The organism is Labrenzia sp. PHM005, from assembly GCF_006517275.1.
GTDB lineage: Bacteria > Pseudomonadota > Alphaproteobacteria > Rhizobiales > Stappiaceae > Roseibium.
On the sequence record NZ_CP041191.1, the window covers coordinates 5,196,339 to 5,210,755 of the forward strand.

Consider the following 14,417-nt stretch of genomic DNA (forward strand, 5'->3'; position numbering starts at 1 on the left):
CCAGATGGCGCAGCCGTCAAAAGGCGGCGTCGGATTTGAACGGTTTTCCGTCAACCAGGAGGCGCAACGGCAAGGAGCGGCCGTCGTCGGTTACAGCAACGACCAGCTGCACCCGTTCCCGGTCCAGCCGCTCGATCACGAGCCCCTCACCCTCCGGCAAGAAGAACGCATCAATGCCATAGTCCACCCGGATCTCTTCGCCGGTTGCGGATTGGACCTTGCCCGCAATGCGCACCAGATCGGATGTGTCTTCATCTTTGCTAACTGAGGTAGCCGCCATCAAACCGTTTTCACCCGGTTCCAAAGTCACATAAACGGTGTCCCCTTCTTCCAAGCCGTCTGCACCTGGCAGATCCGCAGCCAAGCGGCTAATTGCAAGGTTGATGATCACATAGTCGCCGCGCAACAGATCTCTCGGGTCAACTGGAATGAGTTCCAGCTTGACTTCCTGCCCACTCATCTGGACCTGGAGCCGGTCGATCAGGGGCACTGAAATCAACGCCAGCTGGATGAGAGCCAGCAGTCCCCATTTGACATAGGGCGGCAGGAACGAAAGTGGTGGTGCCGGTTTTTCAAGTGTTTCTGTCGTGCTCATCCTTGCGCCTCTCCTGCCGGAGCGGGCATGGGCTTCCGGCGCAAAAGCCTGCCAAGCCAGAGTGCCATCCCCAAGAGAACAACACCTGCTACCAGGAAGAACACCGATTGCCCAAGAAGCGAGCCGATGGTGACTTCCAGCAGCCACAAGGCGACAGCCGTCAGAGCCAGATATGCGCAGAGCATCCAGAAACGGTTGTTATACCAAGTGCCAAGCGCGCAGAACCCGATCAAGGCAGCAAGACAGAGCGCCGAAACAACCAGGATGTTGGGCAGAATAATCGGAACCAAACAGGCGATCAGTCCCAGTCCAACCGCCGCAAACAACGCCAGGGATTTCTCCGTCTTGAAGGACAACAGCAAACCGGCAACGCAAAGGAGAATTGCGGCGGCCAGCGGCAAGATCGCCGGAAGCGCCAAGGCACCCGATAGATGCATTGTATCGTCAAACTCCGGCGCAGCGATCATGGCGAGAAAAACGAGTGCGCACAGCATCATGAAACCGACGTCCTGCAGCGCACGCAACATCAACCAATGGGCATGGGTTTTGACTGGTTTGTAGCTCGACCATTTGACAAAAAGATCGCCAATCGGTCCGGCCTGGATCATCGTGGCGAACAGGCCGCCAAAGCCGGCCAACACCATCGCTCCAACGGTGTCATCTCCACCCGGCAACCGCTCGGCAATCTCGCCGAACCAGCGGCCATAAGTCACCAAAAGCAAGGCTATGGCGGCAAACCGGCTGATCCGGGCCGGATAAATAAAGGGATGCAGGAAGACAGTTGCCAGGAGCGCAATGCTGATCAAAGTGTCGGTCGTTGAAGATGCTTCGAACCACATGCGGGAGGTTTGCCAGGAAACGGCAGCCAGCGCAGCTACGACCAGTGATGTGATTGATCCGGTCAGCCAGGCCCCAGCCAATGCGCCCAAGCAAACCAGCAGCGCCCCACCGGCCCAGTCGGACGGCAAATGAAAGATTTGGCCGACCAGCGCCATGCCGCCAACAAAAACCAGAGTCGCAAAGCCAGTCGCCAAATCGGAAAGACCGGAGCGCCCGCGCTTGGCCGCCTCTGCTGCCAAAAGATTGGCACCGATCACCAACACAGCAATGCCGACGAGTTTGATCGTTTTGGGAATGAGCCCCCAATTGGCAGCGATAAAAGCAAACAGGGCCAGCGCCACACACACCATGCCGATCCCGGCAAGGGCCATTGGCAATTTCGAGCGGCCGTCTTCCTGCTCCTGATCGCGCAAGATGGCAGCGGCTCCGTCCGGGGTCAGCCAGCCCTTGCCGACCCAATTTTCGAGGTCGTCCCGCAAGCGTTTTTTATAAGCCCAATCGAACATTTCCGCTCCGCTGCACCAGGACCGATCGGCGTCGTTTATGCCAGGTAAACACGCGCCGGCACCTTCTGCTCCGACCTGCCAACCAGCAACTACGCCGTGCAAAACTGACCATTTGGTCCAATTCTAGCGCGGATATTGTGAGCACAAGACGCGCCAGCTTTCCACTCATGATGTGGCAATTCCGCTTCGAGCCCGCCACTGCACGCAATAAAACCCATAAAATTCAACACATTCTACCCGATTAGCATATATGCCGCATTATTAGGCAAATTCTGATCATGAAATAGCCGCGCAAATAATCTGCTTGCTTTTTAATCAGGCGCATTTCACTCTTTGAAGGAACTTCCAAGAAAAGCAGGGGAATAACATGCGTCTTCTATCGGGAGTGGCCCTCGCGCTGGCCCTCACATCCTCGACCGCCTTGGCTGCGACCGACATCAAATTTTCATTGGACTGGAAATTCGAAGGCCCGGCAGCTCCCTTCTTCATCGCTCTCGATAAAGGTTATTTCGCCGACGAAGATCTCAATGTCACCATCGACACGGGCGCTGGCTCCCGGGAATCCATCCCGCGGGTTGCCACCGGCACCTATGACATGGGTTTTGGCGACATCAATGCCTTGATTAAGGTTCTCGACGATCAGCCGGATCTGAAGGTCAAGGCCGTCATGATGGCCTATGAAACGCCTCCGTTCGCCGTGATCGGCCGCAAAAGTCAAGGCGTGACCGAAGATCCGAAGTCACTCGAAGGCAAGACCCTCGGCGCCCCGCCGCCCGATGCCGCTTTTGGCCAGTGGCCAGCTTTTGTGGACGTGACCGGCCTCGACACCTCCGGTATTAATATCGAAAGTGTTGGTTTCCCCGTGCGCGAACCGATGCTCGCCCAAGGCCAGGTGGATGCCATCTTCGGTTTCTCTTTCTCCTCCGTTCTCAACTTGAAGTCCCAGGGCGTGCCGGAAGACGACATCTCGCTCATTCTCATGGGTGAAAACGGCCTCGATCTTTACGGCAATGTTGTCATGACCAACACGGACTTTGCCGAGAAAAACCCGGAGGCGGTCAAGGGCTTCTTGAAAGCGCTCACCAAGGGCTACCTGGATGCCATCGCAGATCCGGCCGCGGCCATTCCGTATGTCATGAAGCGCAATGAAATTCTCGACGAAGCTGTCGAGGTCGACCGGCTGACGATGGCCGTCGAGGGCTCCATTGCAACAGACGCCGTAAAAGCAAACGGTTTCGGCGGTGTCGACATGGATAAACTCACGAAATCCATGAAATATCTGCAGGGTTCGATGGGCTTGAGCGCCACGCCGCCAGCTGCAGAGCGCGTCTTTGACGCAAGTTACCTGCCGCCGAAAGAAGAACGTATGTTGAAATAAGCTGATCTTGGATCAGTTCACCGGCCGCAGCCGCCCGGCTGCGGCCCCTTCCCTTTTCAAACGGACCACCTTGTGACCGGATTTGTAGAACTCAGAGACGTCCGCCTGACGTATGGCGGCGCCGCGGATGGGACGCTTGCTCTCGACGGCCTGACGATGGGCGTGAAAAAGGGCGAATTTGCTGCTGTCGTTGGCCCGTCAGGCTGCGGCAAGTCCACCTTGATGAAATTGGCAACCGGCCTGATCACGCCGCAAGAAGGCACGATTGAAGTGGCCGGGCATGAAGTTGACGGCCCGGTGTCGGTTGCCGGAATGGCCTTCCAGAACCCTTCCATGCTGCCGTGGCGTTCGACATTGGCCAACGTGATGCTGCCTCTGGAGATCGTTCAACCGCACCGCTCCCGTTTCCGCGCAGAAAAACAAGCTTACACCGCCAAAGCGGAAGCCCTGTTGGATCTGGTCGGCCTGAAAGGGTTTGGCGAGAAATACCCCTGGCAACTCTCGGGTGGCATGCAGCAACGCGCCAACTTGTGCCGCGCGCTCATTCATGACCCGGCACTCCTGATGCTGGATGAACCGTTTGGCGCGCTGGATGCCTTCACCCGCGAAGAACTCTGGCAGGTGATGCGCGATCTTCACGCGGACAAAGGTTTTACGACTATTCTTGTGACCCACGATCTGCGCGAAGCGGTTTATCTAGCCGACAAGGTGTTTGTCATGAGCGCACGCCCTGGCACCATCATTCGCGAGCGCGAAGTTTCTTTCGAACGCCCGCGGCCAATTGAACTGACTTATGAAAGCGCCTTCAACGACATTGTTCACGAATTGCGCGATCTGATTGCCGACGCGAGGGCTGCAGCATGACGTCTTCACGTTGGATCACCGCCGCCCCATGGCTTTGGGCCATCGGCCTCTTCGTCTTGTGGGAGCTTTCCGTCAAAGCTCTGCAAATCCCAGTGATTATTCTGCCGGCACCAAGCGACATCTGGGTTGCGATCCTGAAATACTGGTCACCGATCTGGAAGAACTCTGTCCAGACCCTCTACACAACAGTGGTCGGCTTTGTCATGGCCGTGGTTGGCGGTATGGCGCTGGGGCTTGCCATCGGCTGGAGCCGGGCGATTTATGCCGGCCTTTACCCGATCATGATCGGCTTCAATTCCATTCCGAAAGTCGCCGTGGTCCCGATCCTGGTGATCTGGTTCGGCATCGGAACCATTCCTGCGGTCCTGACCGCGTTCCTGATCGCCTTTTTTCCGATTGTGGTGAATGTCGCGACCGGTCTCGCCACGATCGAACCGGAGATGGAAGACGTCCTACGGGCACTTGGCGCCAAAAAACACGACATCATGCTCAAAGTCGGCATTCCGCGCGCGATGCCCTATCTCTTCGGCTCGATGAAGGTCGCCATTACCCTCGCCTTTGTTGGATCAGTAATTTCAGAATCCATCGCCGCCAATTCCGGCCTTGGCTACATGATGCAGGCCGCGCAATCCCAATTTAACGTGCCGCTCATCTGGGCGGGCCTTGTCGCCCTCGCCGTTCTGGGTATTATCATGTACGCACTTATGGCGTGGTTGGAAATGCGCATGACTGGCTGGGCCCACCGCGGCAACCGAACCTAGGCCAAAGTAGTAAAATTCGAGATCAGAGCCAACTCACTATAATTCCAGGGGGGCTCTGAAGGGGCGTCCGAGAGGCCCGGACGCCCCTTTTTATTTTCTATTCAGCCGGTTCCTGATTCTTTCCAGTTTTTGCGGCCGGTTTTCGAGCCGGGGCCTTTCGGCCCGATGATTTACGGGTTGCCGGTTTAGCAGCACTTTTGCGCGCAGCAGGTTTTGCAACAGCTGCCTTCTGCGGTGCCGATGTAGCGGAAACCTGTTCCTCATTAGGTTTTGGAGCATCAAACGCAGGAAGGTCGGAAGCCACATCCTTGCCTTTGACAAGCGGATCTTCCGTGACGTTGTCAGATACAGGCGGCAGACCTAAAACTTCCTGGAACCTTTGCATCATCTCCAAGGTGTGTGGTGTCATTTCTTCAATCGCACCAGGCACATAGCGCACCACTTTGGAAGCAAGTTCGCGATCTTGCCTAGTTTTCAAGAGTTTCGGCAACGTCGAGACAGCCTTATCTCTGGCAAACTCTACGATCAAAGACTGTTCCTGAAGAATGAAGCTGCGCGCATCCGGTGTCAGCGATTTAAAGGGCTCATCCTGGGTGAGCACCCGGGCAGAGCGTTCCAGCCGATCGCGGCGGACATTGCCCCGGCTGTCGGCCAGAAGTATCAGCATCCGGATCACCGCTTCGCAGAAACCACCCTCTTCAATGTGCATCAGGGCCGCCTGAACCGGCGGCAGGCTGCGCAGGTCTTCCTTGCGCTTCAAGGTCCGGCCCGGCTGATGCGTCCGGCCGAACCAGCGCATGTAGGGCGAACCCCAAATGGAGTAAAAGAAGTTTTCATACCAGGTGTCGCGCAGATCCCGGAACAGATCGAGCGACTGTTCGAACATGGCAGCACCAACACGCTCCAGCTCGGAAAACGGGTTGTCCTGTTCGGCCGGAGTGCGGTCTTCTTTGATCTTTTCGGCCATCTCCGGCAATCCGCTCAACATCGGATTGAGGCTCGACATCATCGTGCGCTGAGCTCGGAGCGGATGGGTTTTGCGGCGGAAGTCCGCGCTCTGTTCAGTTACGCCTGCCTGGACAAAGGGGCGCATACAGACATCATAAAATTCGGCCTGCTGCTCGGAGGTGCGGGCAACGGCAGCAAAGGGGATTTCATCATCCCGGCCATCGTCCAGCGCCTTCAGATCCTCCAGCGTGCGCTCGTGGAAACTGACCGTGAATTCCCGGTCCAAGAGCCCGCCCTCATAGTCATCAATGGACATTTCATAGAGACCGGGCGCCAGGGCTTCGATGGTCTTCAAGGTCGATGTGACTTCAGTATGTTCCTTTTTGGCGATCTTGGACGACACAAAGATGCCCAGGTGGCCGACCTGATCATGAACCATATAGATGATGCGCTGCCCGCGAATGGCGATCTCGCGCTCATCCGTGTAGGTGTCGATGATCCAGTTGAGCGCCTGTTGCGGCGGCGTGATGTTGTCGCCAAAGCTGGCAAAGGCGATGATCGGCGCGCGGATCTCCTTGATGTCGATGTTGCGGCCCGGCTCCAGCTGCGCCTCGTTTTTGGCGAGCTTGTTGCCAACAAACAACTGTTCGACGATCCATTTCATTTCCGCTTCGTTCAAGAGGAAATAGCCGCCCCACCAGCGCTCGAACTCCAGGAACCGCTGCGGTTCAGTGTCGACCTTTGCGTAAAGGTCGTAGTACTTGCCAAAATAATTCCGGGCCGGATTGAGCATCTCGAAATTTTGGACGATGTCGGCACCATCGAAGACACCGTGGCCGAGATCGGAGTAGAACATGGCATTCCAGGTTCCGCCCAAGACACCACCGTTGTAGCGCATTGGATTTTCACCAACCCGCCCGGCCCAGGTCGACACCGGGGCACCGTTCAAAATGACAGGCCCGGTCAGATCCGGGCTGGTCGCGGCAAGCAAAAGGGTGGCCCAGCCGCCCTGGCAGTTGCCTGTAACAACCGGTTTGGGTGCTTCGGGGTGTTCTTCCATCACCTTGCGGACAAAGGTGGCCTCCGCATGGGTGACATCGGCCAGTGTCTGGCCTTTTTCCGGCATTCGGCGGAAAGCGACAAAGTAGACCGGGTGGCCATCATGCAAGGCAACACCAACTTGGCTGTCTGGCTTAAATCCGCCGATACCAGCCCCATGGCCAGCGCGCGGATCAATGATGATATAGGGCCGCTTCCAGGGTTTCATCTCCCGGTGCCCGGCATCTTTCGGCGGTTTGATCCGAAGCAGCATGTAATTGCAGGGCCGTGGCAGATCGGCCCCGTCCATGACAACGTCATAATCATAGATAAGCACCGGCGGGCAACCGGCTTCTTCGTGCTCCAGGAAGATATCGCCGCGCTGGCGCAGGACATCCATGGTCAGGACTGAGCGCTGCACGGCATCTTTCCAATAGGACTGCCAAGCATCAAACAAGCTGCCATCCTGTTGCGCTTTGGTAAGGTCCCCCACAGCCTTGCCCATATCGGCAAGCCCCAACTGCCAGCGGCCTTTATGGTCCGCTGAGATCTTTTCGAAGTGTTTTGTCAGCCCCCGGCCCATCAGGTCAGCCAGGTTGGAGAGTTCCGTCCCTTGCGCCTGGAGCGCTGTGAACCGTTCAGACGGTGTCCAGGCGGTGGCATCGTTCAGGGAATTCAAGAACTCATTCTGACCTTTTTCAAGCGCGTCAAAAATGTCCTTCATCAGGACCTCCTGTCAAAGAATGCTGTAGCCGCCGTCGATGGGATGAACACCGCCGGTGACATTGAAAGCTTCGCGGCTCGCCAGAAAAGCGGCATAGGCACCGGTGTCTTCGATGGTTGCAAGCTGGTGCGTGGGGGCCCGCTCGGCGGCATCGTTCAAAAGCTCATCGAACTCTGCGATGCCGGAGGCAGCCCGTGTTTTCAGCGGCCCGGGCGACAGCGCATGGACGGAAATACCGCGCGGTCCGAGTTCCGAAGCCGCATAGCGGACCGCCGCTTCAAGCGCCGCCTTGACCGGACCCATGACCCCGTAATTGTCGACCACTTTCTGTGCGCCCATGAAGGACACTGTCATGCAGGTTCCACCGTGCGGCATGAGGGGTTCGGCCCGCCGGATCAGGCGCAGGAACGAATGAACGGATATATCCATTGCCAGTCCAAAGCCTTCAGCTGAACAATCGATCACCCGGCCGTGCAGATCTTCCTTTTTGGAAAAGGCGATGGAATGCAGCAACGTATCGAGCCGCCCCCACTTGTCTTGAATGGCGCCGAACAGAGCATCGAGCTGGTCTTCATCGCGAACATCCAGCGGCAGAATAATTTCCGCACCGAGCTCTTCTGCCAGCGGGCGGACATAGGGCTCCGCTTTTTCGTTCAAGTATGTGACGGCAAGGTCGGCACCTTGTGCCCGGAAGGCCTTGGCACATCCATAAGCGATGGATTGATCATTGGCGACGCCGACAACCAGCGCCTTTTGACCGGATAAATCGAACACGGGTGCACTGCTCCCATCAAGTGATTGCCAACCGGACCACCAACTGGCCGGGACCGAATGACCACGGGTCTTTTACGTGGCCGCTCCTCACCTTATCGCACTGCAGCATAAACTTTGTGACGAGGCAATGAATTTCAAGGCCTGTCCGGGTTTTTGCGGACGGACATGCCGTACAAAATCTCCGCTTGGAAATATCAAATCAAAAGCTACTCAGGACTAGGCACTTCTATTCAAAAACGAAAAGGGCTCCGGAATAAATCCGGAGCCCAAGTTTGGAGGGAATTTCATTTTTTGATTTTAAGCCGAAAGATCGTAGCGGTCGGCGTTCATGACCTTGACCCATGCAGCCACAAAGTCCTCGACGAACTTCACTTCGTTATCGTCCTGGGCATAGACCTCGGCGATGGCGCGCAACATGGAGTTGGAGCCAAACACCAGATCGACCCGGGATGCCGTCCACTTGGTGGTGTCGGTTTTGCGGTCGCGGATCTGGTACGAACCGTCGCCTGCTGGTGTCCAGCGGTAGGCCATATCCGTCAGGTTGACGAAGAAATCCGGCGTCAAGGTGCCTTCCTGATCGGTAAAGACACCGTGTTTGGTGCCGCCATGATTGGTGCCGAGCACCCGGAGACCCCCGAGAAGGACGGTCATTTCCGGCGCGGTCAGCCCCATCAGCTGGGCCCGGTCCAAAAGCAGCTCTTCTTCGCTGACGACATAGTCCTTCTTCACCCAATTGCGGAAGCCATCATGAATCGGTTCCAGGGACGCAAAGCTGTCGGCATCGGTCGTCGCATCGGTGGCGTCTCCTCGGCCCGCAGCAAACGGCACCGAGATGTCGTAGCCTGCCTCAGCAGCTGCTTTTTCGACACCGACATTGCCTGCCAGCACGATGGTGTCAGCAATCGAAGCCCCAAACTTGGCTGCCAGCGGCTCCAGTACACCGAGAACCTTGGCAAGGCGGGCGGGTTCATTGCCTTCCCAGTCCTTTTGAGGCGCCAAGCGGATGCGGGCCCCATTGGCACCGCCACGCAGGTCAGACCCACGGAAAGTCCGGGCGCTGTCCCAAGCGGTAGAGACCAGTTCGGAAACCGAGAGATCGGTGGCTGCAATTGCGGATTTCAAACCACCGATGTCGTAGTTCACCGGGCCGGCCGGCACATTGTCCTGCCAGATCAGATCTTCTTGCGGTGCATCCGGGCCGATGTAACGGGCACGCGGTCCAAGATCGCGGTGGGTCAGCTTGAACCAAGCCCGGGCAAAGGTGTCTTTGAAGTATTCCGGATCCGCCATGAACTTTTCACAGATGGCGCGGTAGGCCGGATCCATCTTCATGGCCATGTCGGCATCGGTCATCACTGGCATGCGGCGCACCGACGGATCAGTGGAGTCGACCGGCATGTGTTCTTCCTTGATGCCAACCGGCTGCCACTGGTTGGCGCCGGCCGGGCTCTTGGTCAGCTCCCACTCGTAGCCAAACAGAAGCTCAAAGAACCCCATGTCGAACACCGTTGGATTGGTGGTCCAGGCTCCTTCCACACCAGAGGTCACGGCATTGGTCGCCTTGCCCCCCAGGTTCGGGTTGCTCCAGCCAAGCCCCTGCTCTTCAATGCCGGCGGCTTCCGGCTCGGCACCCAGCGCATCGGCATCGCCATTGCCGTGGGCCTTGCCGACCGTGTGGCCGCCAGCGGTCAGCGCTGCGGTTTCTTCGTCGTTCATCGCCATGCGGGCAAAGGTTTCACGGACCTGAGCCGCTGTTTTCAGCGGGTCCGGCTGACCGTTGACACCTTCCGGGTTCACATAGATGAGGCCCATCTGCACTGCCGCCAGTGGGTTCTCCATCGTGTCCGGCTTGCCGACATCGTCATACCGTTCATCGGACGGCGCCAGCCATTCTTTTTCAGCGCCCCAATAAACGTCTTCTTCCGGATGCCAGATGTCTTCCCGGCCATAAGCGAAGCCAAAGGTTTTGAGCCCCATGGATTCATAAGCTACCGTTCCGGCCAGAAGGATCAGATCCGCCCAGGAAATCTTGTTGCCGTATTTCTTTTTGATTGGCCACAAGAGGCGGCGCGGCTTATCGAGGTTGCCGTTGTCCGGCCAGGAGTTCAGCGGCGCAAACCGGATATTGCCCGTGCCACCACCGCCGCGGCCATCGGCCAGCCGGTACGAGCCGGCGGAATGCCAGGCCATGCGGATCATCAGGCCGCCATAGTGGCCGTAATCGGCCGGCCACCAGTCCTGACTGTCGGTCATCAGGGCTTTCAGATCCGCCTTCAGTGCGGCGACATCCAGCTTCTTCACCTCATCGCGATAATTGAAGTCTTCACCCATCGGGTTCGACTTGGTGTCGTGCTGATGAAGGATGTTCAGGTTCAAAGTCTTCGGCCACCAGTCTGTGACCGACTTGCCTGTTTCTGTCAGGCTGCCATGCATTACCGGGCACCCGCCGGTTTTTGCCACTTTCGTGTCCATTGACCTCTCCCTTTCCAATTTTTTCTGCCGCGTCGGCTCAAAAATAATCTCTCAGGTTCCAAGCATCATACCGGTGCTCGCGCCCAGCTTATCCGCCGGAACGTGCAACCGATTTTGAAGAACCAGCTTGAAGCTAACAAAGCCAAATCATCAGAGGAAGTTGAATTTTCTGATCGTTTTGATAAGAATAACTTATGATCAATATCACCCTGAAACAGCTCCGCTATTTCGAGGCTTTGGCCCGCCATGGCCACTTCGGCCGGGCGGCCGACGACTGCGCGATTTCTCAGCCTGCGCTATCCATGCAGATCAAAGAGTTGGAAGAAGTCCTTGGAGCCCCGCTGTTTGAACGCACCGCCCGGCAAGTGTCTCTCACCGGCTTCGGAGAAGAGGCTGTCGAACGCGCCCGAAAAATCCTGAGATCGGCCGATGAACTGGGGGATTTGGCCAGAGCCTCGAAGGGAAAACTCGAGGGACGCCTCAGGATAGGGGTGATCCCGACAATCGCGCCTTATTTGTTGCCACAAGTCGTTGGCCGCCTGACGCAGCTATATCCCGGGCTCGACATCCATATCCGCGAGACCGTGACGCCAAAACTCATTCAAGAACTCACCGATGGGCGCCTTGACACTGCAATTTTGGCTTTGCCTGTCTCAGAACCAGGACTGACCGAAACACCCTTGTTTGAGGAAAACTTTGTCCTTGTCCGCCCGGGAACAGAGGCCAACTCGCCCGTTCCCTGCGCCGACAGTTTGCGCGAGATGCGGCTTCTGCTTTTAGAAGAAGGCCATTGTTTCCGCGATCAAGCGCTCTCCTTCTGCAACATCCAGACAGGCCGGCCCCGGGAGGTTCTCGACGCCAGTTCCCTGTCGACCTTGGTACAGATGGTCAATGCCGGCATGGGCGTCACTTTCATTCCGGAGATGGCAGTGCCGGTCGAGACCCGCTCTGCCGACGTCGCCGTCGCCCGCTTTGAACCACCTGAGCCTGCGCGCACCATCGGCATGATCTGGCGCAAAACCAGTCCTCTGTCGGCTCAGCTTTCAGAGATTGCCGAAGTGGTGCGGGAAGCATCTGAGCTTCAGTCTTAGGCTCTAACTTTGACAAAAGCCTTGTGCTACACCACCCGGCACCCAACCTATTAGCAAGGTTTTCGCAGCCGATCAGACTGCGGCGAGGCCAAAAGGGTGGACCACATGACACTTCTTCGCATGGCATTCCTGCTGCCCGCTTTGACCGACTTTGGGCTCGCTTTTTTGAACCTCTACCGGATGATCGGCGTTACCGACGCAAGTGTCGTGCCTCGAGCGCAGTTTGCCGCTGTGGCTTTCTGCTGGGGCCTGTTTCTCCTCATGGGATTGAGAAGGCCTATTGAGCGCGCTTGGATCCTATTGCCAACCGCTTTGGTCATCGCCCTAATCTCCGGCGGATACATCTATGGCTATTCCACTGAAGTGATTGGACCAATTCGGCTCGCCTTCGTGCTAATCTATTCGGGAACGCTGGTGGCGCTCTGCCTGTTTGGCATCCGGAAGGCACGACAGCTGCAGGCTGCCAAATAACAACCAGAACCTAGGAAAACTCAGACCTTCCGGGCGACCACAAAATGGCTGCGAGGCGCTGGATAGAGCCCGGTTTCGATGATCTCAAAACCAGCGTTGGTGATCAGGCTGTTGACCTTCTCCGCCGACATCATGTCGACGTAAGGCGCTTTTCCAAAGAGTTGCATGGCCTTGATCATCGGCCAGTACATCCAGGCCTTGGACCTCAGGCAAACCGTTTTGCTGATGAACAACCCGCCGGGTTTTGTCAGATCGTAGATGCGGTTTAACAGGGCCTCCGGTCCCTCGACCAGGTGCAGGAAATTGAATGCAAGGATAGCGTCAAACCCATCAGACCCAGCGGCCTCCTTCAAACGGAGATCAAACCCGTCTGCTGCCAAGAATGACAGGCCTTCAGGTGCCTTGCCGTCCGTTTTTAAAGCCGACAGTTTTTCGTCAGCAATCTCGATCATGCCCTTCGAAAAATCAGTCGAGAGGTAACGTTTGACGTTACCGGCCAAAAGCAATGCTGTTGATCCGGTCCCTGCCCCAAGTTCCAAAACTGTGTCTTGCGGACCGAGATGCTCGGTGACGCGCTCAAGGGTCTTTTGATACGCCGCTTCATCGGCGATTTTGCTTTTTGCATATTTGCGGGCGATCTTGTCCCAAAAGGCGGTAGATGGGCTCATCCCGCCCGTCAATGCAGTCGTCATCAGGTGTCTTTCCGTATTTCTCGTATGGATCTACGCGGCCAGAGCTTCACTTCGACATAGGCATCGTCACTGACGAAAGACAGCGGCACCTGGGGGTCTTTGATCTCGGTTGGTAGAGTTTACTTGCGCCTGGAGGGTCCGCGCCTCAGACCCGCAATCTTTAAAAACCCATAACCGATGTCCCGGCCGCCAAAAGGCGATGCCAGCATACCAAGCACAGTCAGAACCACATCGGCCACCAGGCCAGTGAATGAAAAAGAACTCATCTCCGCGCTCCTTTCACTGGTTAATCTACGCTCAAAAAATATGAATATAAATTGCGGAAATTCGCCTAGACGATATACATATTTGTATGAACTGGCAGAGCATTACCTTCGACTGGAACCAGGCCCGAGCCTTCCTCGTCACCGCAGAAGAAGGCTCGCTTTCCGCGGCTGCCCGCGCATTGGGTCTCACCCAGCCGACCTTGAGCCGGCAGGTTGCCGCGCTTGAAGAAAGCCTTGGCGTGACCTTGTTTGAGCGGGTCGCCAAATCTCTCATCCTGACCGAAGCTGGGGTGGAACTTGCCGAGCATGTTCGAGCCATGGGAGAGGCCGCCAGCCGGGTTTCCTTGTCGGCATCCGGCCAGTCTCAACAAATTGAGGGGCTGGTCACGATTTCCACCACGGACGTTCTTGCTGTGTACATTCTGCCTGAAATCCTCAAAGGGTTGCGCACCAAAGCACCGGCAGTCGAAGTCAAAATTCTATGTACAAACTCCTTGAGCGATCTGCGCCGCCGCGAAGCCGATATTGCAATCCGGCACGTGGAACCTGACCATCCAGACCTCTATGCCCGGAAAATCATGGACATGTCAGCCAGAGTTTACGCCGCCACGTCATATCTCGAACGCAACGGAGGCAGACCGGCCAAATCAGACGCCGACAAATTGGATTACATCGGTTTTGACAACAATCAGGAACTGGTTGAGTACTTGCGTGCGTTCGGTTTGAAAATCAAAGAAAGCAATGTCAAACTTGGATCTCCAAGCGGTTTGATAAGCTGGGAATACGCCCGCCAGGGGCTCGGTCTTTGTATCATGGCCGATGCTATTGCGGCTAAGTGCCCAGAAGTAAAACCTGCATTTGACAATATGGAGCCGGTCTACTTTCCCATCTGGCTGGTCACCCACCGCGAACTGCACACCAGCCGCAGGATCCGGCTAGTCTTTGATCATTTGGCGGAACACCTCCGCCACAGTTAAAGTCCAGTTAAGGATCCCGA

The 14,417-nt window shown here is 56.7% G+C and carries 13 protein-coding genes; 6 read left to right on the forward strand and 7 right to left on the reverse strand.

The genetic code is table 11. The annotated features are described in order from the left end of the window. Nucleotides 1-16: 16 nt before the first annotated feature. Both FJ695_RS23535 and FJ695_RS23540 read right to left on the reverse strand, forming a co-directional pair. Nucleotides 17-595 carry a GDYXXLXY domain-containing protein gene (locus FJ695_RS23535; RefSeq protein ID WP_141187711.1) on the reverse strand — a complete coding sequence of 193 codons (579 nt, stop codon included), beginning with the start codon at nucleotides 593-595 and terminating at the stop codon, nucleotides 17-19. Further along, entirely contained in the window at nucleotides 592-1,941 is a 1,350-nt protein-coding gene (locus tag FJ695_RS23540; RefSeq protein WP_141187712.1) for a DUF2157 domain-containing protein, read from the reverse strand. Before FJ695_RS23540 ends, FJ695_RS23535 begins: the two co-directional genes overlap by 4 nt. 367 nt (nucleotides 1,942-2,308) lie before the next feature. Between FJ695_RS23540 and FJ695_RS23545 the strand changes: the two genes are divergently transcribed. From FJ695_RS23545 to FJ695_RS23555, 3 genes are all read left to right on the forward strand, one after another. Next, a complete protein-coding gene (locus FJ695_RS23545; RefSeq protein ID WP_141187713.1) occupies nucleotides 2,309-3,319 on the forward strand; it encodes an ABC transporter substrate-binding protein in 1,011 nt (336 codons plus the stop codon). Nucleotides 3,320-3,391: 72 nt separating this feature from the next. Continuing rightward, nucleotides 3,392-4,183, forward strand: coding sequence for an ABC transporter ATP-binding protein (locus tag FJ695_RS23550; protein ID WP_141187714.1), 792 nt, complete (start codon nucleotides 3,392-3,394; stop codon nucleotides 4,181-4,183). After that, the gene (locus tag FJ695_RS23555) at nucleotides 4,180-4,944 is read left to right on the forward strand and encodes an ABC transporter permease (RefSeq protein WP_141187715.1); all 765 of its coding nucleotides are present in this window, start codon (nucleotides 4,180-4,182) and stop codon (nucleotides 4,942-4,944) included. Before FJ695_RS23550 ends, FJ695_RS23555 begins: the two co-directional genes overlap by 4 nt. 97 nt (nucleotides 4,945-5,041) lie before the next feature. On the opposite strand, the gene FJ695_RS23560 is transcribed toward FJ695_RS23555, so the two are convergent. The 3 genes from FJ695_RS23560 to katG all read right to left on the reverse strand — a co-directional run bounded on the left by FJ695_RS23560 (nucleotide 5,042) and on the right by katG (nucleotide 10,900). Beyond that, nucleotides 5,042-7,654, reverse strand: coding sequence for a DUF3141 domain-containing protein (locus tag FJ695_RS23560; RefSeq protein ID WP_141187716.1), 2,613 nt, complete (start codon nucleotides 7,652-7,654; stop codon nucleotides 5,042-5,044). Between the two features lie 12 nt (nucleotides 7,655-7,666). Then, nucleotides 7,667-8,428 (reverse strand): enoyl-ACP reductase FabI, encoded by a 762-nt coding sequence (gene fabI / locus FJ695_RS23565; protein WP_141187717.1) that lies wholly within the window; start codon nucleotides 8,426-8,428, stop codon nucleotides 7,667-7,669. 297 nt (nucleotides 8,429-8,725) lie between these two features. Beyond that, nucleotides 8,726-10,900 (reverse strand): catalase/peroxidase HPI, encoded by a 2,175-nt coding sequence (katG, locus tag FJ695_RS23570; RefSeq protein ID WP_141187718.1) that lies wholly within the window; start codon nucleotides 10,898-10,900, stop codon nucleotides 8,726-8,728. Between the two features lie 194 nt (nucleotides 10,901-11,094). Here katG and FJ695_RS23575 point away from each other — a divergent pair, with 194 nt between their 5' ends. Further along, nucleotides 11,095-11,991 (forward strand): hydrogen peroxide-inducible genes activator, encoded by an 897-nt coding sequence (locus tag FJ695_RS23575; RefSeq protein ID WP_141187719.1) that lies wholly within the window; start codon nucleotides 11,095-11,097, stop codon nucleotides 11,989-11,991. A 105-nt stretch (nucleotides 11,992-12,096) separates the two neighbouring features. Beyond that, nucleotides 12,097-12,462: a hypothetical protein gene (locus FJ695_RS23580; protein WP_141187720.1), complete on the forward strand. Its 366-nt coding sequence runs from the start codon at nucleotides 12,097-12,099 to the stop codon at nucleotides 12,460-12,462. A gap of 20 nt (nucleotides 12,463-12,482) precedes the next feature. On the opposite strand, the gene FJ695_RS23585 is transcribed toward FJ695_RS23580, so the two are convergent. Next, nucleotides 12,483-13,154, reverse strand: a complete 672-nt coding sequence (locus FJ695_RS23585) for a class I SAM-dependent methyltransferase (RefSeq protein WP_141187721.1) — start codon at nucleotides 13,152-13,154, stop codon at nucleotides 12,483-12,485. A 119-nt stretch (nucleotides 13,155-13,273) separates the two neighbouring features. After that, nucleotides 13,274-13,420, reverse strand: a complete 147-nt coding sequence (locus FJ695_RS28095; RefSeq protein WP_168206472.1) for a hypothetical protein — start codon at nucleotides 13,418-13,420, stop codon at nucleotides 13,274-13,276. A gap of 86 nt (nucleotides 13,421-13,506) precedes the next feature. On the opposite strand from FJ695_RS28095, the gene FJ695_RS23590 reads away from it, so the two are divergent. Then, nucleotides 13,507-14,397, forward strand: a complete 891-nt coding sequence (locus FJ695_RS23590; RefSeq protein ID WP_141187722.1) for a LysR family transcriptional regulator — start codon at nucleotides 13,507-13,509, stop codon at nucleotides 14,395-14,397. Nucleotides 14,398-14,417 lie beyond the last annotated feature (20 nt).

Coding starts and splice junctions, on each gene's coding strand:
- FJ695_RS23535 (WP_141187711.1), bottom strand. CDS start 595: ATGAGCACGACAGAAACACTTGAAAAACCGGCACCACCACTTTCGTTC.
- FJ695_RS23540 (WP_141187712.1), bottom strand. CDS start 1,941: ATGTTCGATTGGGCTTATAAAAAACGCTTGCGGGACGACCTCGAAAAT.
- FJ695_RS23545 (WP_141187713.1), top strand. CDS start 2,309: ATGCGTCTTCTATCGGGAGTGGCCCTCGCGCTGGCCCTCACATCCTCG.
- FJ695_RS23555 (WP_141187715.1), top strand. CDS start 4,180: ATGACGTCTTCACGTTGGATCACCGCCGCCCCATGGCTTTGGGCCATC.
- FJ695_RS23560 (WP_141187716.1), bottom strand. CDS start 7,654: ATGAAGGACATTTTTGACGCGCTTGAAAAAGGTCAGAATGAGTTCTTG.
- katG (WP_141187718.1), bottom strand. CDS start 10,900: ATGGACACGAAAGTGGCAAAAACCGGCGGGTGCCCGGTAATGCATGGC.
- FJ695_RS23575 (WP_141187719.1), top strand. CDS start 11,095: ATGATCAATATCACCCTGAAACAGCTCCGCTATTTCGAGGCTTTGGCC.
- FJ695_RS23580 (WP_141187720.1), top strand. CDS start 12,097: ATGACACTTCTTCGCATGGCATTCCTGCTGCCCGCTTTGACCGACTTT.
- FJ695_RS23585 (WP_141187721.1), bottom strand. CDS start 13,154: ATGACGACTGCATTGACGGGCGGGATGAGCCCATCTACCGCCTTTTGG.
- FJ695_RS28095 (WP_168206472.1), bottom strand. CDS start 13,420: ATGAGTTCTTTTTCATTCACTGGCCTGGTGGCCGATGTGGTTCTGACT.
- FJ695_RS23590 (WP_141187722.1), top strand. CDS start 13,507: ATGAACTGGCAGAGCATTACCTTCGACTGGAACCAGGCCCGAGCCTTC.